29 protein-coding genes are annotated in these 22961 nt (G+C 65.1%); 8 read left to right on the top strand and 21 right to left on the bottom strand.

Going from position 1 to position 22961, the window contains the following annotated elements; translation table 11 throughout:
- Nucleotides 1-22 precede the first annotated feature (22 nt).
- On the bottom strand, nt 23-817 hold the full coding sequence (locus V8J38_RS10325) for a TlpA disulfide reductase family protein (RefSeq protein WP_338575526.1): 795 nt from the start codon (nt 815-817) through the stop codon (nt 23-25).
- The gene (gene dsbD, locus V8J38_RS10320) at nt 814-2709 is read right to left on the bottom strand and encodes a protein-disulfide reductase DsbD (RefSeq protein WP_338575524.1); all 1896 of its coding nucleotides are present in this window, start codon (nt 2707-2709) and stop codon (nt 814-816) included. Before dsbD ends, V8J38_RS10325 begins: the two co-directional genes overlap by 4 nt.
- Nucleotides 2710-2772: 63 nt before the next feature.
- Here dsbD and V8J38_RS10315 point away from each other — a divergent pair, with 63 nt between their 5' ends.
- The 3 genes from V8J38_RS10315 to V8J38_RS10305 all read left to right on the top strand — a co-directional run bounded on the left by V8J38_RS10315 (nt 2773) and on the right by V8J38_RS10305 (nt 5288).
- Nucleotides 2773-3426 (top strand): response regulator transcription factor, encoded by a 654-nt coding sequence (locus V8J38_RS10315; protein WP_338575523.1) that lies wholly within the window; start codon nt 2773-2775, stop codon nt 3424-3426.
- Nucleotides 3423-4766 (top strand): ATP-binding protein, encoded by a 1344-nt coding sequence (locus V8J38_RS10310; RefSeq protein ID WP_338575522.1) that lies wholly within the window; start codon nt 3423-3425, stop codon nt 4764-4766. The genes V8J38_RS10315 and V8J38_RS10310 overlap by 4 nt, the downstream gene beginning before the upstream one ends.
- 111 nt (nt 4767-4877) lie before the next feature.
- The gene (locus V8J38_RS10305; RefSeq protein ID WP_291782094.1) at nt 4878-5288 is read left to right on the top strand and encodes a disulfide bond formation protein B; all 411 of its coding nucleotides are present in this window, start codon (nt 4878-4880) and stop codon (nt 5286-5288) included.
- A 729-nt stretch (nt 5289-6017) separates the two neighbouring features.
- Here the strand turns inward: V8J38_RS10305 and V8J38_RS10300 are convergent.
- From V8J38_RS10300 to V8J38_RS10265, 10 genes are all read right to left on the bottom strand, one after another.
- Nucleotides 6018-6854, bottom strand: a complete 837-nt coding sequence (locus V8J38_RS10300) for an alpha/beta hydrolase (protein ID WP_338575520.1) — start codon at nt 6852-6854, stop codon at nt 6018-6020.
- A 153-nt stretch (nt 6855-7007) separates the two neighbouring features.
- Entirely contained in the window at nt 7008-7538 is a 531-nt protein-coding gene (locus V8J38_RS10295; protein ID WP_338575518.1) for a hypothetical protein, read from the bottom strand.
- A 58-nt stretch (nt 7539-7596) separates the two neighbouring features.
- A complete protein-coding gene (locus tag V8J38_RS10290; protein WP_291782083.1) occupies nt 7597-8922 on the bottom strand; it encodes an ammonium transporter in 1326 nt (441 codons plus the stop codon).
- A gap of 35 nt (nt 8923-8957) precedes the next feature.
- A complete protein-coding gene (locus V8J38_RS10285; RefSeq protein ID WP_291782080.1) occupies nt 8958-9179 on the bottom strand; it encodes a hypothetical protein in 222 nt (73 codons plus the stop codon).
- 272 nt (nt 9180-9451) lie between these two features.
- Nucleotides 9452-10489: a S41 family peptidase gene (locus V8J38_RS10280; protein ID WP_291782077.1), complete on the bottom strand. Its 1038-nt coding sequence runs from the start codon at nt 10487-10489 to the stop codon at nt 9452-9454.
- Nucleotides 10490-10575: 86 nt separating this feature from the next.
- On the bottom strand, nt 10576-10983 hold the full coding sequence (locus V8J38_RS16965) for an Lrp/AsnC ligand binding domain-containing protein (RefSeq protein WP_422388343.1): 408 nt from the start codon (nt 10981-10983) through the stop codon (nt 10576-10578).
- Nucleotides 10952-11137: an Lrp/AsnC family transcriptional regulator gene (locus V8J38_RS16960; protein ID WP_366936260.1), complete on the bottom strand. Its 186-nt coding sequence runs from the start codon at nt 11135-11137 to the stop codon at nt 10952-10954. The genes V8J38_RS16965 and V8J38_RS16960 overlap by 32 nt, the downstream gene beginning before the upstream one ends.
- A 131-nt stretch (nt 11138-11268) precedes the next feature.
- Nucleotides 11269-12930 (bottom strand): recombinase family protein, encoded by a 1662-nt coding sequence (locus tag V8J38_RS10275; protein WP_291782071.1) that lies wholly within the window; start codon nt 12928-12930, stop codon nt 11269-11271.
- A gap of 177 nt (nt 12931-13107) precedes the next feature.
- Nucleotides 13108-13386 carry a VOC family protein gene (locus V8J38_RS10270; RefSeq protein WP_291782068.1) on the bottom strand — a complete coding sequence of 93 codons (279 nt, stop codon included), beginning with the start codon at nt 13384-13386 and terminating at the stop codon, nt 13108-13110.
- A 339-nt stretch (nt 13387-13725) separates the two neighbouring features.
- Complete coding sequence (locus V8J38_RS10265) at nt 13726-14127, bottom strand: hypothetical protein (RefSeq protein ID WP_338575510.1); 402 nt, start codon at nt 14125-14127, stop codon at nt 13726-13728.
- A gap of 68 nt (nt 14128-14195) precedes the next feature.
- Between V8J38_RS10265 and V8J38_RS16955 the strand changes: the two genes are divergently transcribed.
- Genes V8J38_RS16955 through V8J38_RS10255 form a run of 3 tightly spaced genes read left to right on the top strand, consistent with a single transcriptional unit; the run spans nt 14196 to nt 15662 of the window.
- Nucleotides 14196-14396 (top strand): helix-turn-helix domain-containing protein, encoded by a 201-nt coding sequence (locus tag V8J38_RS16955; RefSeq protein ID WP_422388342.1) that lies wholly within the window; start codon nt 14196-14198, stop codon nt 14394-14396.
- 55 nt (nt 14397-14451) lie between these two features.
- Nucleotides 14452-15273, top strand: a complete 822-nt coding sequence (locus V8J38_RS10260; protein ID WP_338578620.1) for a TIGR02587 family membrane protein — start codon at nt 14452-14454, stop codon at nt 15271-15273.
- A 2-nt stretch (nt 15274-15275) separates the two neighbouring features.
- On the top strand, nt 15276-15662 hold the full coding sequence (locus V8J38_RS10255; protein ID WP_338575508.1) for a hypothetical protein: 387 nt from the start codon (nt 15276-15278) through the stop codon (nt 15660-15662).
- A gap of 44 nt (nt 15663-15706) precedes the next feature.
- On the opposite strand, the gene V8J38_RS10250 is transcribed toward V8J38_RS10255, so the two are convergent.
- The 3 genes from V8J38_RS10250 to V8J38_RS10240 all read right to left on the bottom strand — a co-directional run bounded on the left by V8J38_RS10250 (nt 15707) and on the right by V8J38_RS10240 (nt 17674).
- Entirely contained in the window at nt 15707-16411 is a 705-nt protein-coding gene (locus tag V8J38_RS10250; protein WP_291783661.1) for a Crp/Fnr family transcriptional regulator, read from the bottom strand.
- 57 nt (nt 16412-16468) lie between these two features.
- Nucleotides 16469-17173, bottom strand: a complete 705-nt coding sequence (locus V8J38_RS10245) for a Crp/Fnr family transcriptional regulator (RefSeq protein WP_291783740.1) — start codon at nt 17171-17173, stop codon at nt 16469-16471.
- A 141-nt stretch (nt 17174-17314) separates the two neighbouring features.
- A complete protein-coding gene (locus tag V8J38_RS10240; RefSeq protein WP_291783664.1) occupies nt 17315-17674 on the bottom strand; it encodes a hypothetical protein in 360 nt (119 codons plus the stop codon).
- Between V8J38_RS10240 and V8J38_RS10235 the strand changes: the two genes are divergently transcribed.
- The gene (locus V8J38_RS10235) at nt 17663-18391 is read left to right on the top strand and encodes a Crp/Fnr family transcriptional regulator (RefSeq protein ID WP_291783667.1); all 729 of its coding nucleotides are present in this window, start codon (nt 17663-17665) and stop codon (nt 18389-18391) included. The genes V8J38_RS10240 and V8J38_RS10235 overlap by 12 nt on opposite strands.
- Nucleotides 18392-18436: 45 nt before the next feature.
- On the opposite strand, the gene V8J38_RS10230 is transcribed toward V8J38_RS10235, so the two are convergent.
- The 4 genes from V8J38_RS10230 to V8J38_RS10215 all read right to left on the bottom strand — a co-directional run bounded on the left by V8J38_RS10230 (nt 18437) and on the right by V8J38_RS10215 (nt 20285).
- Nucleotides 18437-18934: a ferritin-like domain-containing protein gene (locus V8J38_RS10230; RefSeq protein ID WP_291783670.1), complete on the bottom strand. Its 498-nt coding sequence runs from the start codon at nt 18932-18934 to the stop codon at nt 18437-18439.
- Nucleotides 18935-19111: 177 nt separating this feature from the next.
- The gene (locus V8J38_RS10225) at nt 19112-19702 is read right to left on the bottom strand and encodes a DUF4142 domain-containing protein (RefSeq protein WP_291783673.1); all 591 of its coding nucleotides are present in this window, start codon (nt 19700-19702) and stop codon (nt 19112-19114) included.
- 22 nt (nt 19703-19724) lie between these two features.
- Nucleotides 19725-19964: a hypothetical protein gene (locus tag V8J38_RS10220; RefSeq protein WP_291783675.1), complete on the bottom strand. Its 240-nt coding sequence runs from the start codon at nt 19962-19964 to the stop codon at nt 19725-19727.
- 126 nt (nt 19965-20090) lie between these two features.
- Complete coding sequence (locus V8J38_RS10215) at nt 20091-20285, bottom strand: hypothetical protein (RefSeq protein WP_291783679.1); 195 nt, start codon at nt 20283-20285, stop codon at nt 20091-20093.
- A 224-nt stretch (nt 20286-20509) separates the two neighbouring features.
- Between V8J38_RS10215 and V8J38_RS10210 the strand changes: the two genes are divergently transcribed.
- Nucleotides 20510-21403 (top strand): SDR family oxidoreductase, encoded by an 894-nt coding sequence (locus V8J38_RS10210; RefSeq protein ID WP_291783682.1) that lies wholly within the window; start codon nt 20510-20512, stop codon nt 21401-21403.
- A 6-nt stretch (nt 21404-21409) separates the two neighbouring features.
- Here V8J38_RS10210 and V8J38_RS10205 read toward each other — a convergent pair whose 3' ends face one another.
- Nucleotides 21410-22198 carry a metallophosphoesterase family protein gene (locus V8J38_RS10205; protein WP_291783684.1) on the bottom strand — a complete coding sequence of 263 codons (789 nt, stop codon included), beginning with the start codon at nt 22196-22198 and terminating at the stop codon, nt 21410-21412.
- Nucleotides 22182-22961, bottom strand: a complete 780-nt coding sequence (locus tag V8J38_RS10200; RefSeq protein ID WP_291783687.1) for a hypothetical protein — start codon at nt 22959-22961, stop codon at nt 22182-22184. The genes V8J38_RS10205 and V8J38_RS10200 overlap by 17 nt, the downstream gene beginning before the upstream one ends.

Below are 22961 nucleotides of genomic sequence, written 5' to 3'. Positions count from 1 at the left end.
GACTTCCTTTGAGCATGGCGGGCTAGTTCAGACGCGCGATTTCGGTCGCGATCTGCTCGGGGGCGATTTCACCCAGATGAGCCTTGGCCAGACGGCCGTCGGCGTGGAGAAACAGGGTCACGGGAATGCCGACTGTTCGATAGTGGCGCGGAACCTCCATCGCCGTGTCGAACAGGACGGATTGAAGGTTCAGATCTTCATTCGTCAGGAAGCGACGCACGACGACATCGCCTTCGTCCTGATTGATGAAAAGGAAGCGTACGTCCGGGTGTTCGATCTGGGCTTGCGCCAGGGCGGGCATTTCCCGACGGCAGGGCGGGCACCAGGTCGCCCACAGGTTGATCACGGCGGGACGACCGTCGACAGCCGACAGGTCGACAGGCGGCCCTTCAAGCGCGCTCAGGGTGAGATGGGGCGGAGGCAGGGGCTCGGTGGCGGAGACCAGTTGATAGGCTGTCGTCCAGACGAGCGCGCCGACCGCCAACGGCGCCAGGGCCCAGGCGCGTTCTCGCCTGGTCCGCAGCAGCACGACCATCGCGGCGATGATGACCGGCACGGCCCATATCCAGCTGAAGCCGCCTTGCCAGACCGCCAGGGTGCGCCACGGATCGTCCTGGAAATACTCCCAATGGGTCAGGACATGACCGAGGCGAGCGGCTGCGATACCGCCGAAGGCGACGACGCTGCTCCAGAGATTGAAGCGAGGGCTGACGCGAGTGGCGAGAAGGCCCGTTCCAATGATGAAGACGAAGACACCGGCCAGGATGGCGAAACGTTCGCCTGACAGGACCAGCGGGCCCAGGGAGACGGCGTTCATGACCTCGCCCCGGCGTGTTCCAAAGCGGTCTGGACCTGTTGAGCCGTCATATCGCCGATCAGGCGGGCTCCGGTCGCCTCGGTGGATGAAGCGGTCAGGAAGATCATGGTAGGCGGCCCGGCCACTCCGTAGCGCTTCATCAGGTCACGCGTCTCAGCCGTATTTTGGGTAACGTCGACCTTGATCAGGTCTGCTGCGGCGAACGCAGCGATCGTCGCCGGATCGGCCAGAACGCGACGATCAACGGCCTTGCAGATCGTGCACCAGTCGGCGGTGAAGTAGAGGACGGCCGGACGGCGGACATCGGCGGCGCGAGCCAGGGCCTGCTCCAGCGTCGCCTGATCCTCGACGATGGCGGTCGGGACGACAGATGGCGTCGCGGCCGCGCCTGAATTGGCCGACATCAGGGGCGCAAGCGGCCGCCAGGGGTCGACCGCGCCGAGACCGAGGCCGATCAGGATGAGGGCGCCCCATAGGCTCGCCGCCAGTCCGGCGCTTCGGGCGAGGTTCGAGATCAGATTGTTCGTCGCGGGGCTGAAGAGCCCGAGCACGGCGGCGGCGGCGAAGCTGAGCGCCGCGCCCGTCGCCAGGGTGACGGCCGGCGGCAGGATACGTCCGGCCAACCACCAGGCCATGCCTAGGAAGGCGAAGCCGAAAGCCATCTTGACCCGGTCCATCCAGGGACCCGCCTTCGGCAGGAAGCGAGCTCCGGCGGTGCCGAACACGATCAGGGGCACGCCCTTGCCCAGCCCCAGGAAAAACAAGGCCGCCGCGCCCAGAACCACGTCTCCCGTCTGGGCGATATAGAGCAGGGCCCCGGCCAGCGGTGCGGTGACGCAAGGGCCGACGATCAGGGCTGAAACGAAACCCATGGCGGCGGCGGATGGCGCTGAACGCCGCCCCTGTCCTTCTTCGCGCGAGAAGCGATTGGTCCATGCCGAAGGCAGTTGCAGCTCGAACCCGCCGAACATGGAGATCGCCAGGGCCAGGAAGATAAGGCTGAGGCCGCCGACGGCCCAGGCCGATTGCAGGGCGACCTGCAGGTTCTGACCCGACCAGGCGGCCGCGACGCCCAGCAAGGCGAAGGCGGCGGCCAGACCCAGAACATAGGCTATCGACAGGATCAGGCCTCGCCTTGTTCCTCGGCCGTCCACGCCGCGACCGATGACGCCCGCGAGGATCGGGTACATGGGAAAAACGCACGGGGTGAAGGCCAGCAGAAGGCCGAAGCCGAAGAAGGCCGCCAGCACCCACACAGCGCCGCCTTTCAGCGCCAGGCTGTCGATCAGGCCGTTCGAGGTCGGAACCGCCTCAGACGGTGCGAGAGGCGACGGCTCAGGGGCTGCCGGTTCGACCAATGGCCCGGTCGGCTCGGTCGAGACGTCCTTCGGCGGTTGAACGACGGAGACGATAGGCGTGGCGGGCGCGGGCGTCGTCGGGGCCGATGCCGGCGATTCCGGTTTCGCGGGCGTTTCGACGGTCCGCGTCGTCGGCGGGTAGCAGATGGCGTCCTCAAGACAGCCCTGGAAGGTGATGTCGATCGAACGGGGCGCGCCCGCCGCAGCCAGGGCCTCGGCCGACAGGACCGCGCGGCCCTTGCCGTACCAGACGTCCACGACGCCGAAACCTGGATCATCCTTGCGCTCGCCAGGAGCCAGTCTTAGCGGCAGGGCGTCCTTGGCGCCTGACGCCGTTGCGGCTGTATGATCCCGATAAAGGTAGTGTCCCGGCGCGATGGCCCAGTCGAACGCCACGTCGCCGTCGGCTTGGCGCGACACCTTGAGCACGAAGGCCTGGTCGAGAGGCAAGGGCGCTTGCGCCAATGCTGATCCGCCCAAACCGATGATGAGCAGAAGCAGCATGACGCTGACGAAGCGTTGGAGAGGCATCATGGCGGGGACAGGTCGTAGAATGAACTTAAGTCAGGCTTAAGCCGCGACCCGCAAATCGAAATCATGAGAATTCTCGCCATTGAAGACGATCCGGTTCTGGCCGACGGGCTGAGCGTCGGCCTGAGCGCTTGCGGCTGGACCGTCGAACAGGTCGCCACGGTCGAGGAGGCGAGGGCGGCGCTGGAGGTGTCGGGCTTCGACGCCGTCGTGCTGGATCTCGGCCTTCCGGACGGCGACGGTCTGTCGGTGCTGCGGTATGCGCGCGAGCGAGACATGGATGTCGGCGTCGTGGTGTTGTCCGCGCGCGACGACAGTCGCGACCGCATACAGGCGCTTGACGCCGGCGCGGACGACTATGTGGGCAAACCCTTCGACCTTGACGAACTCGCCGCCCGACTGAGGGCGGTTCGGCGGCGGTTGCTGGGACGGTCATCACCCGCCTTGCGTCACGGGGATCTGACCCTTGATCCAAAGGCCCGACTGGCCTGGCGTGGGGATAACGACCTGTCGTTGTCGCGTCGCGAGTTCGCCGTTCTCGAAGCTCTGATGGAGCGGCCGAGCCAGGTGCTTTCGCGCGCGCAGCTCGAAGAGCGGCTCTATGGCTGGCAGGAAGATATCGGTTCGAACGCCGTCGAGGTTCATATTCATCATCTACGCGCCAAGCTGGGCGCCGGCTTCATCCGCACGGTTCGCGGCGTCGGCTATACGCTGCAATGAAATCGATCCGCTTCAGGCTGTTCGCCACACTGGCTCTCGTCACCGCCCTGGTATGGGGCGGGGCGGTTCTGTGGGCCGAGGTGCATACCCGCGCCGAGGTGCAGCAGGTTCTGGACAGCCGTCTGATGGAATCCGCCCGCATGGTGTCCTCGATGATGCGGGCGGGCGATGTTCGTCCTGTCATCCAGGCCTCTGAAACGAAGGCCGGCCACGTCTATGATCGCCAGCTCTCCTGTCAGATCTGGTCGATGGACGGCCAGTTGCTGGGACGATCCCAAAGCGCGCCCGTAGAGCAGTTGTCCGGCGGAGAGGACGGGTTCTCCGAGCGCGAGATTCGAGGGGAGCGATGGCGCGTCTATACCGTCAGCGATCCGCAGGCCGGATTTCGGGTAATGGTCGGCGACAATCTGGCGGTCCGCGAACATCTGGTCGGAAGCGTCGTGACGGGCCTGATCGGACCGGCGGTTCTGGGGCTGGCGGCGCTGGGCGCCCTGATTTGGTGGTCGGTGGGGCGAGGCTTGGCGCCGGTCCGTCAGATGACCGACGCTTTGAGCGCACGCGATGCCGATGATCTGGCTCCCATCGACGTGTCCCACGGCGCCCGTGAGTTGCAGCCGTTCGTCCTGGCCTTGAACGAGCTGATCGGCCGCCTGGGCGCCGCACGGCGCCGAGAGGCGGAGTTCACAGCGGCGGCGGCGCATGAACTGCGAACGCCGCTGGCGGGTCTGCGGATACAGGCGCAGATCGCCGCCGCTACGGACGACCCGTCGATCCGGCGACACGCGCTTGAGCAGATCCAGTCCTCGGTCGATCGCACGGCGCGGCTGGTGGCGGGGCTGCTGGCGCTGGCGCGCGAGGATGAGACCCCGATCCGGGACGAAAACCGCCGATTGATCACCCTGAGGCGGGCCTTTCCTGCGGCTGTCTCGGATGAAAGGGTTCAGTTCTTCGGGGAGGACGGTATTCTGTATGTCGATCCTGTTCGCTTTGGCGCGGCCGCCGACAATCTGCTGGCGAACGCCCGGCGTCACGCGGACAAGCGGATACGCATCGGACTGGAAATGACGCTCCGGCCCCCGCGTCTGGTCGTCGAGGATGACGGGGCAGGGACGGCTGCGGACGAGCTTTCACGACTTGGACAGCGCTTCTTTCGGGGAGCCGGCGGTCGTCATGAAGGGGCGGGGCTGGGACTGTCGATCGTTCTGGCGACGATCAAGGCCCATGGCGGCGAAGTTCGCTTTCTGAACTCGCCTCTGGGCGGCTTGCGCGTCGAGCTCTTGCTCGATCGGATCAACATCCGAAGCGCCGGTTCCGGCGGGGAAGGGCGAAAGCCGGATTGACGCCCGTGCTGTCGAGCGATCCGATCATTGCATTCACACGGCGACGCTGGCAGGCAAAGCCATATCGGGTGGGGCGCAGGCGCCCTGGGGGTTGATGGGATTGGAGCTGACGTGAACAAGATCATGAGTTTGCTGGGAAGCGCCCTTTTGAACCGGCGAATCGTGGGCGCCGCCATTCTTGCCGTGGTCCTGTTCACCCTGGCTGTCGATCTGGCGGGCCTGGTCTTCCCGTGCCCCTACTGTCGGGTCCAGCGGTTCGCTCTTGGCGTCCTGGCGCTCATCTTGATGTTGAAATCATATGACGCCCTGTGGTCGCGCTATATCGCCGCCGTCGTCGGAATGATGGGCCTAGTCGTCGGGATCAGCCAGAATTTCAATCATATCAAGAAGATCAACAATGGCAGCTTTGACTGGTCCGCCCTTTGGATCGGTCACCCCTGGATATTGTCAGGTCTGGCGATCCTGGCTTTGACTTGGCAGCTTTTCCTGATTTTCGACGTCGATAGGCGTTCGGCTCGGTAGACCCGCCTGGGTGGGGTGCTCTGGGCGGCAGCAGTAGTGAGCAGGGCAAGACAGCCGCCCCAGCGGGGGCGAGCGTCCCCAGTGTGCAGCAGCCGCCCCCTGAACGGATCGCAGGCGCCTAGCGACTGATGTCATCTCAGCGGAGTTGCTCTTTTCGTGCGACAAATCCGCATGGCCAATCCCGCGACCAGTGATGGTCTGGTTGTCATGGGCTAACAGGATTGGGGAGAGGATCGGCGCGCTTCCGGAAATAGCGAATATTTCCGAGGCCGTAACACCCCCGAGTGGCTCCGCTTCGCGGAAGCTTTTCGAACTATCTGCCTTCTGCCAAATCGAGAAGTAGGGGCTTTGTTTGAGATGGTACGATTCTTCTATGAGGAACGACGGGAGGCTCCTGATCTCCCACCAACTTGAATCGTGTGCCTCTTCGGGACCGTGTTTGCCGAGGAGCACGCACCGACATTTCTCGCCGGGCAGGATCATCGGCCAATAGCAACAAGGACAGCGCCCTCCCGCACTTACAACCTCCCTGGTTATACCAATCTAGGGAACATTAACCCTGCGAGTTCAGTGGCTTGCAGGGTTTTTGCGTTCTGTATCCGCGCAGTGTCTTTGGGCCGTTTTCAATCGGTCAGGGGAGAAGTGGGGCGCCGTCCCGAAGGAAGGCGCGCCTTTGCCGATCCAGTACGGCCACGTCCGCGCCCGGAGGGATCATGTGGACGTCGTCCCTCATCCCTTGATGAAGGCCAGGATGTCCGCGTTCACCACATCGGCGTTAACTGTCAGCATGCCGTGCGAGAATCCGGGATAGATGATCAGTTTGCTGTTCTGCAGCAGCTTGTCCTGCATCAGGGCGGCGGTCTTGTAGGGCACGACCTGATCATCATCGCCTTGCAATATCAGGGTCGGCACGGTGATCGCCTTCAGGTCTTCGGTCTGATCGGTTTCCGAGAAGGCCTTGATGCCTTCATAGTGGGCTTTGGTGCTGCCCATCATGCCCTGACGCCACCAGTTGTCGATCACGCCCTGTGAGACGTCTGCGCCGGGGCGGTTGTAGCCGTAGAAGGGGCCGGCGGGCACGTCGATGAAGAACTGCGCCCGATTGGCGGCCAGGGCGACGCGGAAGCCATCAAACACCTCGATCGGCGTGCCGTCAGGATTACTGTCGGTCTTGACCATCAAGGGCGGCACGGCGCTGACCAGCACGGCGCTGGCGACGCGGCCCTGGGGCTGGCCGAACCGGGCGACGAAGCGCGCCACCTGTCCGCCGCCGGTCGAGTGACCGATATGGATGGCGTTCTTCAGGTCCAGATGCTCGGCAACAGCCGAGGCGTCGGCGGCGTAGTGATCCATGTCGTGCCCGTCGCCGACCTGTTCCGAACGTCCATGCCCGCGCCGGTCATGGGCGACGACGCGATAGCCCTGCTTGAGGAAGAAGAGCATCTGGTTGTCCCAGTCGTCTGCCGACAGCGGCCAGCCGTGGTGGAAATGGATTGGCTGAGCCTCTTTGGGGCCCCAGTCCTTGTAGAAGATGTCGACACCGTCGGAGGTGGTCACGAAGGGCATGGGTGTTCTCCTGAGGTCATCGGAATTGGCCGGCGGCCGTGATTGGAGTCGGCATGTGAGGGACAAGTTGGGCGTCTTGCGTGACATCCAACTGGACCAGGGTTGAAGCGCCGAGGCCGTCGAGCAGTTGCGTCAACGGCCCGCCTTCTCGCTTCAGTGTGATCCCTGAAGGCAGGACCTGCTGGGCGAAGCGCAGGGTGTTGGACTGCACGCAATCTGGCGCCGCTGGCCGTCGATGCGGTTCAACATGGTGTTGGTTCCCATGCGCGACTGCGAGGGAAGTGTTCGGAACTTCGGCGTCGGCAGACTGAGGCTGATGTCCGGCGTCCCGTCCGGCGCGGCGACCGAGGCCGTAATCCGGGACCAGAAGGCGACATCGATCGGGGTCAGCCACTTGGGCGGTTGAGTGCCCTCGACACCGCGCGCACGGGCAATGTCGGTGTTGACCGGCAGGGCAAGGAGGTGGGCGAAGAAGCTGCGGCGCTTCATCGACCGTACCAATTCCACCGCATGCGAGCCGCGTGCCTGGGGACGTCGGACGACCACGACGACCGAGGCCTCGTTGTTGGGATCGTTGTCGCAGACCCGATAGGCGAAGATCGTCAGCGCCACGAGTCCGTAGCCGGGCAGGGCGCGCAGCGGCTCCAGTATGTCCACGAGGCAGGCCTCGCTCCCGGCGCTCATTGTTCTGACTTTGCCTGCTATGCTTGTCGACGCGGAAAAAAGGCGGCTTGCGGCTGAACTAGGGCAGGGCTTCACCATGCTCGCTGTAGTCGAGGCCCTCGATCTCGGCCTCAGTCTGGACCCTGAGGCCGACTGTATATTTGCAGATCATGAGCACCATGAAGGTGCCCGCTGCGCTCCAGACCATGGCGCCGCCAAGGCCGATGGCCTGTTTCAGGACGGTGGCCCCTTCGGCGGCCGGATTGATGGCGGCATTGGCGAAGACGCCGGTCAGCAGGGCTCCCGCAATTCCAGCGACGCCATGCACCCCGAAGGCGTCCAGGCTGTCGTCATATTTGAGCTTATGCTTGAGCCAGACTGCGCCGGCATAGGCGATCGGACCTGAGATCAGGCCGATCAGGAAGGCGCCCTTAGGGTCGACGAAGCCGGCGGCGGGGGTGATGGCGACCAAGCCGGCCACGACGCCGGTCAGCAGACCCAGAAGTGTTGGTTTCTTTTTCAATGTCCACTCCACCGCAATCCAGCCGACGGCGGCGGCTGCGGGAGCCAGCAGGGTGTTGAAGACAGCGACGGCGGCGATCTCATTGGCGCCCGCGGCCGAGCCCCCGTTGAAGCCCATCCAACCGACAAACAGCAGTCCGGTGCCGATGGCGGTGAAGGCCAGGTTATGAGGGGCCATGTTGTCCCGGCCCCAGCCGTGTCGCGGGCCGAGTACGACGGCGCAGACCAAGCCGGCCACCCCGGCGTTGACGTGAACGACGGCGCCGCCCGCGAAGTCGAGCACGCCCAGTTCTCCCATCCAGCCGCCACCCCAGACCTGATGGCAGATCGGCGCATAGACGATCAGGTGCCACAGGGTGAAGAACAGCACGCTGGCCGAGAATTTGATGCGCTCGGCGAAGGCTCCCGCGATCAGGGCCGGAGTAATGATGGCGAAGGTCAGTTGATAGCCGATCCACAGAAACTCGGGCAGGCCCGGGGTCAGGGCGTGGGCGGTGTGGGTTCCGACCCCGTTGAGAAACAAGGCTTGAAGCCCTCCCACGAAGTTGTTGGCCGCGCCGTTGATCGTGCCGAACGACAGGGCGTAGCCGGCGACGAACCATAGGACGGTGACGATCGCCATGGCCGCCGTGGAATGAGCGATGGTGGCGATCAGGTTCTTTTTCCGAACCATGCCGCCGTAGAAGAGGGCCAGGCCCGGCAGCGTCATCATGAGCACCAGGGCCGTCGATGTGAGAATCCAGGCTGTGCCCGAGCCATCCAGCGCCAATGGGACCTGGTGTTCCAGTAGGGGCGGCGCGGCCGCCAGGGCTGGCGCCGAAAGCGCAACAGCGAAAAGGCCGCAACAGAATGCTGCGGCCTTGGAAATCGTCTGTGGGGTCATGAGGGTCTCGGGGAGAAGACGCGGGGAAAATGATGTCAGGCGGGCTGGGCGGGCCTGACGCAGGCTTGAGCGGCCTCGCCGGCGGTCGGTTCTGGCGTGATCTCCGCGAAGGCGCGTGCGCGCTGCTCCCCCAGCCACGGCTGTTCGCTGCGGAAGACAACTGGGTGGAATGATCCCGTTTTTTGCATCTGCGTATTAAAGGGTGCGGCCGCGAAGTTAGCAAAAGATTTTTTACCGATCCCGGAGTCGTGATGCAATATAGGTATTATTTACCCAATATTTTCTAGTTCATAGAACATATGATCAAATTTTAGGTTGCGTTGCGATAATGGAATGCGCAGGTCCAAGGCCGCTGAATAACGGCTCGGCGCCCGCCGCGCGTCCCCGTTTTCTGGCGTCTTCCTGGGTGAAATCCAGAATCGCTCCAGTGGACCACGCCCAATAGGTCTGGGCAGACGTTATCTGGCTGACGGTAAGCGGCGGTGTTGGACGCGAACGGAACTCTGGGTCTTGCCTCCAGGGCAGGAGCCTATTTGCAGGCGGGCTGGAGGGCGAGCCAGGCGCGGGCGGCGTCCACCGCATCCTCGCCTTCACCATCGATGACCTGATCCGGCTCGATACCATCTGGGTAGGTTCGGCCGTTTCGATCCACCATCATGGCCGTGGTCACGACCACATTGGCGCCGTCGGCTAGAGGATACCCCTCGTTCGAGGAGGCGACGCCATAGGTGCGGGCGCCGAAGCTGCGGGTGAGCGCCCGGCCGGCGAAGGCGATCGCAACGCCCTCGCCGGAACTGGCGGTCGCGTCATCCAGCAGAAGCGCGACGGGGGAGGCGGCGAGCGACGGGATCGGGCGCCACTCGTCGATCGACATCATTGTGAGGCCGCGCCCCTGTTCGGCGAGCACGACTGCGGAGCCTTCCTTCAAGGTGGCATAGTCCTCGATCCGTCCGTCGGCGTCCTCGCTCCGGCCCTGCGGACCGTCCCCGAGCAGACCCGAAAGCCCGATCAGCATCGGCCACACATTGCCGCCCGTATTGCCTCTCAGGTCCAGGACATAGCCGCAGCTGCGCGGGCCGGCGTTGGCGACCGCGCCGAACAGGCGAGAGGCGTAGGCGATGGCCTTTTCACCAAAACCAGAGACGGACGGCACGGTGATCAACTCGGCGTCATGATCGGGGCCGACAGCAAGCGTGTGGGCTTCTATCTCCGCCCGCTTCATGAACGGCGAACCTGGACGAGGCCGAGGCGGCGCGTCAGGCATGAGCGGGCGGTCGCCGTATCGCTCGCGCCAGGCGGCGATCGCGTCGGGGGTCGGTTGGACGAAGGAATGGCCGTCGCCCAATCCAGCCGCCAAGGCCGCCCAGGCCGGAAGCATGTCGATGTCGTCGCGGGCGCCTTCGGCGCGATGGCGCATATCCTCGGCCAGGGCGTCCCAGTCGACCTGCCGGCTGCGATAGGCCACGGGGCGAACGACAGCGATGGCGTCTCTGATGCGCGTCTCGGCGTCGAAACGTTCGGAAGGCTGCTGGATCAGCGACACGGCGGCGAGAAGGGGAAGGAGCATGACGGACCAGAATGATGTTCAGGCTTGGTAGTCAGCGGCGCCGGCGAGCGGCCAGTTAAATTTCGGTCATGCGGGCAGATTAAAGGTCAGCAACGGGCTGGGCGCGGTTCAAGCGCTTGGCCGCTACCGGTGTCGGCTTTCCGCGCCGACGCCAATGATCGCTCAAGGCGCGTTGCTGACCTTGGTGGCTCGTCGCGCCGAACGTCCTCCAGGGGGGGAGTGGACCTCAACATCGTCGCAGAGTAATCAGGGCACGACGACCGACATCCTGCTTTGACGCGATCCAGAGCCACAAGGGTTCGGTAGCTGGCCACAAGGTCGTTCTCGGCGAACCACCGTCGGGTCAGGCCTTCATAGACCCTCATGTCGGGGGCGATAACGATCAGCATGAAGCTGACGCCGCCGGTTACGTAGTAGCATTGCTGTACTTCGGGCGTGGCGCTGAACAGGGCCTTGGCCCGGTCAACGGTGTCGGCGCGCTCGTCGTGCAGCACCACCTAGACAATGGCGGTGATAGGCATCATGATCGACCCTGGCTACATTGGCCTGGATTACGTTCGCCGCCTCCAGCGCCGCGATTCGGCGCTGCACCGCAGCGGCTGACAGGTTCACAGACTGGCCGATCGTGCGCTGGGGCGTGCGACGCATAGGCGATCTGCGAGGCCAGTCATCCTACCATGCAAGGACCGCCAGCTCGGCGACGCCAAGCAAAGCTGTTCGATCGATCTCTCGTTGCCAGCATCCAAACGCTAATAGTAACGGGCGGGGCGCTGTCTTCCCTAGGCAGAAATGTCGATGGTGTTGTTGGCGAAGCGGCCTTTCGCTCTCAGCATTACCTCGCACCCGGACGTGAGGCCCTGACTTACAGAAACTCCTAGGCCTCCAGCCGTGGGGTTTCTGTAGGCTTGGCCCAGCGTCAGCAACGCCGCAAGGCTGACGTGCACTTCCAACTGGAACTTGCCTAGGCCCACCGCCGGGATGAAGTCCACGCGGTCAATCAGCTGGCGCAGTTCCGTACGCACTTCCTCGCCGTCCTCGCTCTCGATCGCCGTATGCAGATTTTCCGCCAGCCGGCGGTAGACCTCCATGCCGCCGGAGTGAAGTTGGATCACGGATGGGGTGCTGTCGGCCGCCATTCGGGCTTGGATCTCGCTTCGGCGGATCTTCAGCGGGGTGCTGATCATCTTCAGTTCGTCCGTTTCGATCGCGCCGTCTAGGCACATGGTCTGCGCGCGCTTCAGTTTGCGTTCGATGTCCGCCAGTTCGCGCTCCAGCGGTGCCCGTTCGACCTGAAGGGCGCGGCGCTCTGCTTCCGCGCCGGCGTGAAAGGTTCTGACGGTTTCGGTGATCGCTTCCGGGGCTAGCAGGTGGGTCTTGATGCCGGCAAGGACGCGTTCCTCCACCGTTTTGGCGGCGATAATCTTGCCGTTTGAGCAGGTGCCGCGATCGAAGCGGCCGCTGCAGTTGTACTTGTCGCCTTTCAGCGTCATGGCGGAGCCGCACAGACTGCACTTCATCAGTCCGGACAGCAGGCGTTTCGGTTTTCTGATGAGCGTCTTGGGCTGTCTCGCCTGGACGCAGAGCCGGGCTTGGACGGCGTCCCAAAGTCCCTGATCGATGATGCGCAGGTGCGGGACGGGCTCCCGCAGCCATTCCTCAGGCGGATTCAGAACCGAAGATCGCCTGCCCGTGTCGGGGTGCTTGCGGTAGCGACGTCGATTGAAGACCCGCACGCCGATATAAAGTTCCTGGTGCAGGATGCCGTCCTGGGCGCGGCGGTTGCCGTGAATGGCCGAGGGGGTCCATTCGCCGCCACGCGGGCCAGGTTCGCCGTCGGCGTTCAGCTTGTGAGCGATGGCGCGGGCTGACATTGCGTTGCGGCCGAAGTCGGTGAAAATCTGGTGGAGGATGCTGACCTGGCGGGCGTTGGGCTGCAGTTCGCCCTTGCCAATGATATCGTAACCAAAGCAGCGACCTCCGCCAGAGAAGCCAGCCTTTACTCGTGCGGTCAGGCCGCGACGTGTCTTCTCTGCCAGGTCGTGCAGGAAGAGTTCGTTCATCATGCCCTTCAGCCCGATGTGAATTCTGTCGATCGGGCCTTCGGTCAGGGTCTTCAGCGCGACGCCGGCGTAGGTGAGGCGTTTGAAAATGCCGGCGAGGTCCTCCTGGTCGCGCGAAAGTCGGTCGAGCGCCTCAGCCATGACGTCGCTGATTTCCCCGCGCTCTACGGAGGCGAGGAGCGCGCGTAGTCCTGGTCGGTTGGCGATCGCGCTGCCGGAAACGGCCTCGTCCATGAACTCGAAAACTTCTGTGACGCCCTCAACTCGGCTGGCTTCGCGCAGAAGCGTGATCTGGTCTTTGGTCGACCGGGCGTTCTGGAGGTCCGAGGAATGGCGGCCGTAGAGGGCGCGTTTCTTGGAACTGAGGACACCTCGTTGCATCAGCTGGGCACGCTCCTCCTCTCAAGATGCTTGGTGCTCATTGGAAAATCTTCATTCAGACAGGAGGTCAACCTGCGCTACGGGCGCAACCCGGTCAACGATCGGCGCTATGCTTCTTCGTCGATAGGGGCGGGCTTCTCGCGAAACCCGCCCCCGCTGAGGGCTACAGTCCGAAGGTCACCAAGCCTCGCTCGTCGACCCGCCATGCCGATTGAAGGCGATCTCCCATGCATGATCGTCTGGATCCGCGACGTAGCCCCGAAAGCCACCGTGTGGCGGCGCATCGGCCTGGCGACGGATGCGGCCCCTGAAGCTGGCCAGCCGGTCGATCAATGAGGAGACTTGATCCGGCTCATTTACATTATGAGCGAGGTTGAAGGCGCCAGGCAGCTTCAACCCCTCCCTCTGCATGTTGAGCTCGCTCTCCAGCCATGTGCCGAGAACGAAGCCATTCATTTGGTAAAGGAGGATTTCGTCGTTCTCGAAGACGGCCGACCCACCTGAACCCCTCTACGTAAAATTGTCTGGATCTAGCCAGATCAGTGACGCTTAGCGTGATGACCGAAATCTCCTTTGCTCGCCGCCTGCACCATGCAGACCGCGTGAAGATCGGGGGACTCGCCGCTGGCGGCGCCGGACAGACCCGCTTGCGCGAGGGCCGGACTAACCGCCAGCCTGCCTTTTCGACGGTGTCAGATTAGGCGGAATGCTTGGCCAGGCAAAGTCGGCCGTACGATTGACGGGCGGCCCTCCGCTGCTGGCGCAAAGCTGCGATATGGCTTGCGTTGCGGCCTTTCATTCCGGATGGAGCACCATCCAGGCTACGACGTCCTGCCGTCGAAGGTTAAGGCTGTCCTCATGGAGACGGCGCGGCGCCTTGCGCTGGTTGCGGGCGAGCCTCCGCCAGACGACGCCCTCTATTTCGTCCTGAACGGCGCCCTCGGCTTCCTTCCGTCCGGGCAGCGGGTCTGCGTGGGCGTGATTCCTCCCGGCAGCGTTCTGGGCTGGGAGGCCGCCGTCGGCGCGACCCTCCATGCTCATGAGACGCGAGCCGTCCTGCCGACCGAGGGCTATGTCGCGCCGTTGAAGCCAGTCCACGCCGTGTTGAGGGACGCCTGGATTCACCAGTTTCTCGCCGCCTATGCCGCGTCGCGCGCGCGCGCGCTCGGCGTCGAGGCCGCCTGCAACGCCCGGCATACGGCCCTCCAGCGCCTGGCGAAATGGATCGCGCGTCTTCATGCGGCCGACGGTGAGGAGAGGGGGGAATTCCCATCACCCAGGGCGAATTGGCGGACATGCTCGGCTTGCAGCGCACCAGTATCAACGCATTGTGCCGCCACCTGCAGGATCGGGGAGCTGTCCAGATTCGTCCTGCCCGAATCAGGACGAGCTTTGGCAGGCGGCCTGCGATTGCGACGCCGGGCTGGCGGAGGGCGCTCTGGAACGGCGCCTCCGCAACCGGTTGAACTAAGGGGCACAGCCCTTGCGGGAGCCGAAACCGGACGGCGGCGTTGCTTGGGAATGACTTCGATGCAGGACGCCGCGCGGGCGGACGACAGCGCCTATATTCGCGATCTGGGCCGAGCCTTCGGCGGCGCTCTGCTTTTCAGCCTGCCCCTGCTGATGACGATGGAGATGTGGGCGCTCGGCTTCGCTGCGGAACCGGAGCGGCGTCTCGTCTTTCTGCTGGCGGCGCTGCCGGTGCTGTTCGGGTTGGCGCATTACGCCGGGTTTTCGGCACGCCGGGGTCCGGTCAACAATGCGCTGGACACCCTGGTCGCCCTGGCTGTGGGCTTCGTCACCGCCGCTGCGCTTCTGCTGGTCTTCAACGTGCTGGATCTGAGTTCGCCGGCGTCCGCCGTGGGGCAGATGTCCCTGCAGGCGGTGCCCGCCGCGCTGGGCGCCCTGGCGGCGCGACGCCAGCTGTCGGGCGATTCGGACGAGGGCGACGAGGATGAGGCCTCCTATCCGGGCGAGCTGTTCCTGATGCTGGCCGGCGCCCTCTACTTCGCCATGAACCTGGCTCCGACCGAGGAGATGCGACTGATCGCCTATATGGCCACGCCGCTGGGCGCGTTGGGTGTGCTCATTCTGTCGGTGATCCTGCTGCACCTGATCGTCTTCGAGGCGGGTTTCGCGGGGCAGGAAGAGGCGGAAACGCCGGTCCGGGCCTTCTTCGACTTCACCCTGCCGGGCTACGCCCTGTGCCTGCTGGCCAGCCTCGCCATGCTGTGGGTGTTCGGCGGAGCTGACGGCCATGGGCTCCAGGCGCTCATGGCCAATGTCGTGATCCTGGCCTTTCCGGCGGCGATCGGGGCCGCGGCCGCGCGGCTTCTGGTGTAGCCGTGACGGACAAGGAGAAGCAGAAAGCACGGAAGAAGGGCGTGTCGCGGCTGCAGTGCGCCTGCGCTCTGATTGGCCTCGTCATCACGCTCGGCGCGGCGGGCGTGCTGGCGCGAGCGGCTTTTTCGGTTCCGTCGCCGGCGGCGCTGACGATCAGAAGCGAGGCGGTTCGACCTTCATCCGGCGGATGGGTGGTCGACGTCGTGGTCGCCAACCAGGGCGACCTGGCCGCCGCCGCCGTGGATATCGAGGGTCAGGTCGGCGGCGAACGCTCCGGCGCCTCGCTCGACTATGTCCCCGGGCGGGGAGAGAAGAAGGCCAGCCTGGTCTTCTCGCAGGCGGACAAGCCAGAGCCGGCTTTGCGCGTGCTGGGCTGGTCGGAGCCCTGACGCTCCGAACGCCGCCGCTCGCCGATTGCCGGCTGCGATCCTCGTTAATCCGTCGTGCCGCACCGACATGAACTCGCGGTCAGCTTGGCCACATCCAGAATGGAGGCCTTGCCGCGACTGAACCGCACGCCGCCCGTCGCCTGAAGGTTGCGCGCCGCCACGTTGATGCTGGTGCGTTGGACGCCGAGCATGGCCGCCAGTCGGGCCTGATTCAGGCGAACCGGCGCGCCGTTCCCGCCGTGATGCAGGCGAAGCAGCCATTTCGCCAGCCGCTCCGACACCCGGTGGGAGGCGTTGCAGGCGGCTTCCTGTTCCAGAAACGTCAGACGCTGGACCGCCTGCAGAGCGACGAAACGCGCCAGCCAGTCATACCCCAGCGCTTCGCGTGCGGCGGCGGCGGGAACCTGGAACAGCCGCACGTCCAGCAGGGGGCGAACCTGTGCGCCGCTGCCGCTGAAGCCGAGGGCGTGATCCCACCCGTAGACGGCGCCGGATACGACCGGCGCGACGCAGACCTCGCTGTCGGGCGGGAAGGCGCCGAGCACGCCGGAGATGACGAACCAGAGGTGGTCTCTGTCCAGGGCCAGGCGCGCATCACCCGGGAGATCGACTTCCGTCCCTTCCGCGATCAGGCGCCGCTGCGCGTCCGGCGGCAAGGCGTGATAGACCGGATGATCTCCGATATGGGCGCGCGGACGCCCGGGAAGCGGGACGGACGGAGGCAGCGTGGCGGCGGAATCTGCAGGCATGAGCCCTCCTGGGGAAGGAGCCGTGCCATGAATGCAGGGGGGCGCCACTTACATGGGTTAGTCGCCGAAGTTCCGCGCGTCCGCGAGAGCGTCGGCTATGCTGAGGCCGGCGGCCAGCGCCAGGCCCGACAGGTCGGGCAGGATGGCGCGGCCCGTCCGGTAATCAACGAGGCCCGCGCGGCGAAGCTGCTGCAGGGTGCGGTTCATATGCACGGCGCTGAGGCCCAGGATGTCGGCGAGCATGTCCTGGGTGAGGGGAAGATGCAGGACGCCGGGTTCGACAGCGCCCAGACGGCTTTGCCGCTCGTACAACTCCAGCAGGAGGTGCGCGGTGCGCTCATAGGCGCTGAGCCGACCGAGCCGGATCACATGTCGCGCCAGCCGCAGACGCTCCGCAGAGCGAAATTGGCGCCAGGCCTCCAGGAGGCGCGGGCTGAAGTCCGCACCTTCTGAAATGGCGTCCCACAGCAGGGTCGCGTCGAGGGTCGAGGCGTCGGTCAATGCCCAGACCGCCATATCTGCGTCCACCGAGTCGGTCGCCAGGATGACGTCGCCGGGCAAACTCAATCCCACGATCTGCCGACGACCGTCCTCCAGCATGGCGCCCCGCGCCACCCAGCCGCGCGCTACGACCCGGGCGTCCTTGCGTTCGGGATGAAGAGGGATGGGGCCGCCGGGAGGGTGGGCCAACGCCGGACCCCGGAACCAGCCGCGAATGCGATCGACGTCAGAAGACGACAGCACGGCGAAGCTGGAAAGCATCCGTTCCAACGACGCCGCCGCTATGTCTACATCATCTTGATAAGACTGATTCTTCATCCCCCTGACCAACAGCACGGCCAGGGGTGTTTCGTTCTTTACATAGGTTAGTCGCAGCGCCGCCGCAGGGCTGATAGATCGGTCTCAGGCGCGATGGTAGGAATCCGCGCACAAGGTTCGCAGCTGGCGCCAAGTGGCCTTGCCTTCGAGCTGGAACAGCTCGGCCTGGGTATAGCGGTCGGATATCAACGCCTTGCGGACCTCGCTTGGGATACGGAAGCGACCGCTGCGCGCCAGCTCAAAGGCCCGCTCAATGACTGGTGTCCTGTTCACAATGCAAACTCCCCTGTTACGCGAAACCAACGCAGCTAGGCCGTAGCCGGTTCTTTGTGTCGCCTTTGCGGCGTTACGGAACCGGGCGGAGGCGAGCTTGGCGGCAACATTCGCCGTCGGGCGACGTTGAGCTTTGGCAAGCGTCAGCGGAGCCGCCCCATGCACGACCATAGCCGCCTGTTGGAGAACAAGCTGGAGCGTCGCGACGCCCTCGGGGACGAGGAACGACAGGCCTTGCGAAGCGTGCTGGTCAATATCGTAGTCAAGCCGGCGGGCAGCGACATCGTTTCACAGGACGCCCTGGTCGATCACTCCAGCTTGGTTATCGGGGGGTTCTGCGCGCGCTACCGCGACCTGAGCGATGGGCGGCGTCAATACACCCAGATCAACCTTCCCGGGGATTTCATCGACCTGCACGGCTTCGTGCTGAAGCGGGTCGATCACGGGGTGCGCGCCTTGACCGATTGCCTCATCGCAGAGGCTCCCCACGACCGTCTGCGACGCCTGACGGAGCAGCACCCGCACTTGACGCGTCTGCTGTGGCTGGAGACGGTGGTGGACGCCGCCATGCATCGCGAATGGCTCTTGGCGCTGGGGCGGCAAGAGGCGCTGGAGCGGACCGCCCTGCTGGTCTGTGAAGTCTACACCCGCCTGGAAGCCGTCGGACTCGCTCGCGACGGAGCCTTTCGTTTTCCGATCATCCAGGCGGAGATCGCCGACCTTCTGGGCATGTCGGCGGTGCATGTGAACCGCACGCTGAAAGTCATGCGAGAGGCGGGGTGGCTGGAATGGAGCGGGGCCGACGTCCGCATCCTCGCCTGGGAGCGACTGGCCGATGCGGCCGAGTTCAATCCGTCCTACCTCCGACTGGAGAAGCTGCCGGTCTGAGGCGGTTCGTCCCCGCCGCCGACGAGGCGGCGGGGAGACCGGCCGTCAGGCGGGTTGCAGCGCCTCGGCGTTGACCGCAGAATCGGCGATGGCCGTCAGGTCCTCGTCCGTCTGGCTTTCCTCCTGGAGGGTCTCGTCCAGCAGTTTGACGGCGTCCTTCAACCCCATCACCTGCGCCCATCGCTTCAGCGTGCCGTAGCGGGTGATCTCATAATGCTCGACCGCTTGGGCCGCGGCCAGCAGACCCGCGTCGAGCGCCGCCGTGTCCTTGTATTCCTCGGCGATCTCGTCGCCCTCGGCCAGGATGCCTTCGATGGCGTCGCAAGTCTTGCCGCGGGCGGGCTTGCCGATGATCTCGAACACCTGCTGCAGGCGCTCGATCTGTCCTTCCGTCTGCTCCCGATGCTTCTCGAAGGCCGCCTTGAGCTCGGGTGATTGAGCCGCGCGGGCCATCTTGGGCAGAGACTTCAGAATCTTGCGCTCAGCGTAATAGATGTCGCGCAGAGTGTCGTGAAACAGGGTCTGCAGCGTTTTCTCGGCCATGGTTGTCTCCTCAAAACGAGTGGGCGCCTTCGAAGCGGGAGATACGTCGCGGCGTTCCGGTGTGTCTGCATCCGGACAGACGCCTAGACCCGCCCTATGAGGCGCGGAAGTCTGCCGACGCGTAGAAAAAAGGGACGGACCGCGGCCCGCCCCTCTCGCTTCGCAACGGGGTCGGCGTCAGCCGCCCAGGCTGGACTGCAACTGCTTGGCGCGTTCCAGGTGCGCTTCGATCTTGGGCAGGACCGTGCGGGCGTGCTCGGCCAGGGCCGGGACATCTGTCTTGTCCGAGAAGCCGCGATGCAGGGTGACGGCCTCCTCGTGGGCGGCGACCTGTTGATCGATATAGGTCTTGTCGAAGCTCGCCGCCGTGGCCGAGCGCAGGTTATCGATAAGACCCTTGCGACGCTGATCCAGTTCGGTCGGCACGGCGGTGTCCGGCGCCGCCTGCGCGGCGGCGGTCTTCAGGGCGGCTGAGGCGGCCGTGTGATCGGTCTTGATCATCTGGGCCAATTCCTTGACCTGGGCGTTCTGCGACCGTTCCAGGGCGATGTCGGCGGCCTGGATTTCGTACATGTCGCCCATGGCGGCGTTGGGAACATAGGCGCTGACCATATTGGCGCCCATGGTGGCGGCCGAGGTCTGGCCGACCGGCTCGGAAACGGCGTCCTGAGCCTTGTCGACGGCCTCGGAACCCTGTTGCTGGTTGCAGGCCGCCAGGGTGAGAGCGGCGGCCGAGACGGCCATAACGGCCATGGTTTGTTTCATCATCAGTGAATCTCCTTGCGATGGATCAGGATTTGGCGGCCATGCCCGGCGTGTCGGGGGCCAGCTCTTCCGCCTGGGTCTTGGGCGGCGGGGCGTCGGCCTGCTGCAGCCCGTCGTCAGGCGTTTCTCGAATGGACAGGATGGCTTCGTGCGCCCGCATCAGGGGCGCGGCGGCGTCTGCGGCCTGCGCGTCCGTGGGCGAGGTCACGCGCAGGCGCCGCTGCGGGCCGCTGTCGCTGCCGACCACCACTTCATAGAAACGCATGACGGCCTCCCATGAGGACGGCGGGGGGCGGGCGAGTGCGAAGTCGGTTCATTCTTTCCTCCCTGTGACAGGAGGTTAAGCGGTCAGGCGCGCCGCCGTTCCAAACGGCCAAGCCTGAACACGCCGTTACATGGCGCGCTCCAGAGGCGCTTCCGTACCCGTCATGCGCGGATCCGCAACCTTGGTCTGGGTGCGCAGGAAGCCCGTCGCGGCCGTGGCCAGATACACGACGAACAACAGGGCCAGGATGGCGCCGACGATCATCATCAGCCGGCGCGGCTGTCGCAGGATCGGGGGCTTTTCCTTGTTTGCGAGGGGCAAGAGGAACTCCTTTCGTCGTGGAGGAGAAGGAAAAGGCGCGCGGCCCGTTCCATACGGCGCCGGTCGCTTCTCGATTTTCCGGCGCGGTGGTTCGAGGCCTTCTCCAGGCGAGCCGCCGTCACGCTGTCGAGGATGACGCGCGCCGGCGAGCCGAACCCCGCGGGGAACGCTCGCGCAGGGTGCGACTTAGGAAGGCACGCCTTCAGTCGTTCAGAGGAGCTGTCATGTCCGACCGCCTGACCATGCAGGATCCCCGCAATCAGTATCCGCGCCCGCCGTTTCCGCGTCAGCCTCAGCCTGCGCCGGGCCTGGTCGCCAGAATGGAGCCTCAGCCTGATCACGGGGAGGAGGCCTATCACGGCCACGGGCGATTGAAGGGGCGGCGCGCCCTGATCACCGGCGCTGATTCCGGCATCGGTCGCGCGGTGGCCATCGCCTACGCCCGTGAGGGCGCCGACGTGGCGATTTCCTATCTCCCCTCGGAGGAAGCCGACGCGCGCGAGGTGATCGCCCTGATCGAGGCGGAGGGCGTCAAGGCGCTGGCCCTGCCGGGGGACGTGCGCGACGAGGCGTGGAATGCGACCATGGTGGAGCGCGCGCTCGAGGCCTTCGGCGGCCTGGACATCCTGGTCGTCAACGCCGGCCGGCAGCAGTTCCGCAAGGACGTGGGCCAGGTCTCGACCGAGGATTTCGACGCCACGCTGAAGACCAATCTCTACGCCCTGCACTGGCTGTGTCAGGCGGCGACGCCGCACCTGCCGCCGGGCGCGGCGGTCATCACCACGGCTTCGATCCAGGCCTATGAGCCGTCGGATATCCTGCTGGACTACGCCACCACCAAGGGCGGGATCGTCACCTACACCAAGGCCTTGGCCAAGCAGTTGATCGAGAAGGGCGTGCGGGTGAACGCCGTGGCGCCGGGCCCCTTCTGGACAGTGCTGCAGCCCAGCGGCGGCCAGCCTCAGGAGAAGGTCGAGAAGTTCGGCGCCCACAGCGCCTTCGGCCGCCCGGGCCAGCCGGTCGAGATCGCATCCGTCTACGTGCTGCTGGCCTCGCAGGAGGCCAGCTTCGTCACCGGCGAGGTCTGGGGCGTCACCGGCGGCGCCGGGATCGCCTGACCCTCTTCAGACCTCGAACACGCGATAGGGCGTATCGCCCAGCGCGCGCAGAACGGGCAGGGCGACGTTGTAGACCGGGACACCGCGGGCGGTGCGGCCTTCCGGCGCGCCGCGATGAGCGTGGCCGTGCAGCACCAGCTTGACGTTCTCATAACGATCGACGACCTCGGCCAGCCGCGACGAGCCGAGGAAGGCGTGAATCTCGGGCGGCTCGCCGATCACCGTATCCACCACGGGGGCGTAGTGGAGCAGAACCACGCTCCGCTCGGTGCGCAGGGTCCGGATCGAATTCTCGATGAGATTGGCGTCCTCCACCGCCTCATTGACGAAGGTCTTGATCGAGGCCTCGCCGAAGGAGCTGAGCATGTAGCGGCCGAAACCGCCGACGAAGCCCTTGCCCCCGGCGAAGCCGACGCCGTCGATTTCATAAGCCTCGCCGGTCAGCATCCTGACCCCGGCCTCCGTCAGCATACGGGTCACTTCCTGCGGCTGGCCGCACTCGTGCTCGTGATTGCCAAGAACGCCGACCATGGGGATGCGGCAGGCGCGCAGGTCTTCCAGCAGGTTCTCCACCTCGACCGTCTTGCCGAAATTGACCAGGTCGCCGCACAGGCACAGCACGTCGGCGTCCTCATGCACCCGGTCGAACAGGTCGCGATAGGCGCGATGCGAGGTTTCGCCCACGTGCAGGTCGGCCACGGCGGCGACGCGCAGCTTCTTCTTCGGCCCGGACTCCATGCCCGGCTGGGGCGTCTGGCCTTCGGGGGCGGCGGCGGTGTCAGGCGACGGGGTCATGGCGCTCCTCCAGGCCCTTGCCCACCACGTCGCCGAAGCCCCATTCGGAGATGTCGGCGATATAGTCGCGCGGGCTGAACAGACGGCCTCGGCAGACCTTAACGCGCGGCGGCGGCAGATCGACCTGGGCCTGAAGGCGACCGATCAGTTCGGTCATCAGCCAGGCGGGCACGAGGCCGCGCTCGGTCGGATAGGCGAAGCGGAAGTTGAGCAGGTGCGCCATCAGCACCTCCCAATAGAGGTCCATCTGATCCAGCAGCGACTTCCAGTCGATGGCCTCGGCCTGTTTCAGGATGACGTGGTTCACATCGGCGCCGTCGTAGCGATAGCGGTCCTGGATGAAGGCCTTGGACAGGATCAGGGCGGTCGGCGGGGTGATCGTCACCTCATGCCCGTAGACGGTGATGCGGTCCGGCCCGAACCAGCTGTCGGACACGGCGATCGTGCCGTTCGACATGGCGAAGATCACGTCGAAGAAATGCTTGTCGTCCTTCCAGACCTTGGCGATCCAGCGTTCGTCCTCGACGTCGGTGCGATAGCCGCGCGCTTGGAAGAAGGCGAGGATTCGAGGGTAGTCGCCGGGCTTGCAGAAGACGTCGAGATCCTTGGTCGGCCGACGGATTCCCGTATAGGCGGTAACCGCATAGGTGCCCGACAGCAGGAAGGGCACCCCGGATTTCTTCAGCAGGCGCAGGGCCTCCTCATAGAAGGCCTGGGCTTCGGGCGGTGGTTCAAAAGCAGGGTCGGCGACCGTGTCGGACAT

It is taken from the genome of Brevundimonas olei, assembly GCF_037055245.1.
Classification (GTDB): domain Bacteria; phylum Pseudomonadota; class Alphaproteobacteria; order Caulobacterales; family Caulobacteraceae; genus Brevundimonas; species Brevundimonas olei.
The sequence above is the reverse complement of the archived record's forward strand: the minus strand, read 5'-3'. Positions and strand labels throughout refer to the sequence as shown.

Excerpts from the sequence above, each read along its gene's own strand:
- V8J38_RS10325 (WP_338575526.1), bottom strand. The coding sequence starts at position 817 with ATGAACGCCGTCTCCCTGGGCCCGCTGGTCCTGTCAGGCGAACGTTTC.
- dsbD (WP_338575524.1), bottom strand. The coding sequence starts at position 2,709 with ATGATGCCTCTCCAACGCTTCGTCAGCGTCATGCTGCTTCTGCTCATC.
- V8J38_RS10315 (WP_338575523.1), top strand. The coding sequence starts at position 2,773 with ATGAGAATTCTCGCCATTGAAGACGATCCGGTTCTGGCCGACGGGCTG.
- V8J38_RS10310 (WP_338575522.1), top strand. The coding sequence starts at position 3,423 with ATGAAATCGATCCGCTTCAGGCTGTTCGCCACACTGGCTCTCGTCACC.
- V8J38_RS10300 (WP_338575520.1), bottom strand. The coding sequence starts at position 6,854 with ATGCCCTTCGTGACCACCTCCGACGGTGTCGACATCTTCTACAAGGAC.
- V8J38_RS10295 (WP_338575518.1), bottom strand. The coding sequence starts at position 7,538 with ATGAGCGCCGGGAGCGAGGCCTGCCTCGTGGACATACTGGAGCCGCTG.
- V8J38_RS10290 (WP_291782083.1), bottom strand. The coding sequence starts at position 8,922 with ATGACCCCACAGACGATTTCCAAGGCCGCAGCATTCTGTTGCGGCCTT.
- V8J38_RS10280 (WP_291782077.1), bottom strand. The coding sequence starts at position 10,489 with ATGCTCCTTCCCCTTCTCGCCGCCGTGTCGCTGATCCAGCAGCCTTCC.
- V8J38_RS16960 (WP_366936260.1), bottom strand. The coding sequence starts at position 11,137 with ATGCGTCGCACGCCCCAGCGCACGATCGGCCAGTCTGTGAACCTGTCA.
- V8J38_RS10275 (WP_291782071.1), bottom strand. The coding sequence starts at position 12,930 with ATGCAACGAGGTGTCCTCAGTTCCAAGAAACGCGCCCTCTACGGCCGC.
- V8J38_RS10270 (WP_291782068.1), bottom strand. The coding sequence starts at position 13,386 with ATGAATGGCTTCGTTCTCGGCACATGGCTGGAGAGCGAGCTCAACATG.
- V8J38_RS10265 (WP_338575510.1), bottom strand. The coding sequence starts at position 14,127 with ATGCCGGGCGTTGCAGGCGGCCTCGACGCCGAGCGCGCGCGCGCGCGA.
- V8J38_RS10260 (WP_338578620.1), top strand. The coding sequence starts at position 14,452 with ATGACTTCGATGCAGGACGCCGCGCGGGCGGACGACAGCGCCTATATT.
- V8J38_RS10250 (WP_291783661.1), bottom strand. The coding sequence starts at position 16,411 with ATGCCTGCAGATTCCGCCGCCACGCTGCCTCCGTCCGTCCCGCTTCCC.
- V8J38_RS10245 (WP_291783740.1), bottom strand. The coding sequence starts at position 17,173 with ATGCTTTCCAGCTTCGCCGTGCTGTCGTCTTCTGACGTCGATCGCATT.
- V8J38_RS10235 (WP_291783667.1), top strand. The coding sequence starts at position 17,663 with ATGCACGACCATAGCCGCCTGTTGGAGAACAAGCTGGAGCGTCGCGAC.
- V8J38_RS10240 (WP_291783664.1), bottom strand. The coding sequence starts at position 17,674 with ATGGTCGTGCATGGGGCGGCTCCGCTGACGCTTGCCAAAGCTCAACGT.
- V8J38_RS10230 (WP_291783670.1), bottom strand. The coding sequence starts at position 18,934 with ATGGCCGAGAAAACGCTGCAGACCCTGTTTCACGACACTCTGCGCGAC.
- V8J38_RS10225 (WP_291783673.1), bottom strand. The coding sequence starts at position 19,702 with ATGATGAAACAAACCATGGCCGTTATGGCCGTCTCGGCCGCCGCTCTC.
- V8J38_RS10220 (WP_291783675.1), bottom strand. The coding sequence starts at position 19,964 with ATGCGTTTCTATGAAGTGGTGGTCGGCAGCGACAGCGGCCCGCAGCGG.
- V8J38_RS10210 (WP_291783682.1), top strand. The coding sequence starts at position 20,510 with ATGTCCGACCGCCTGACCATGCAGGATCCCCGCAATCAGTATCCGCGC.
- V8J38_RS10205 (WP_291783684.1), bottom strand. The coding sequence starts at position 22,198 with ATGACCCCGTCGCCTGACACCGCCGCCGCCCCCGAAGGCCAGACGCCC.
- V8J38_RS10200 (WP_291783687.1), bottom strand. The coding sequence starts at position 22,961 with ATGTCCGACACGGTCGCCGACCCTGCTTTTGAACCACCGCCCGAAGCC.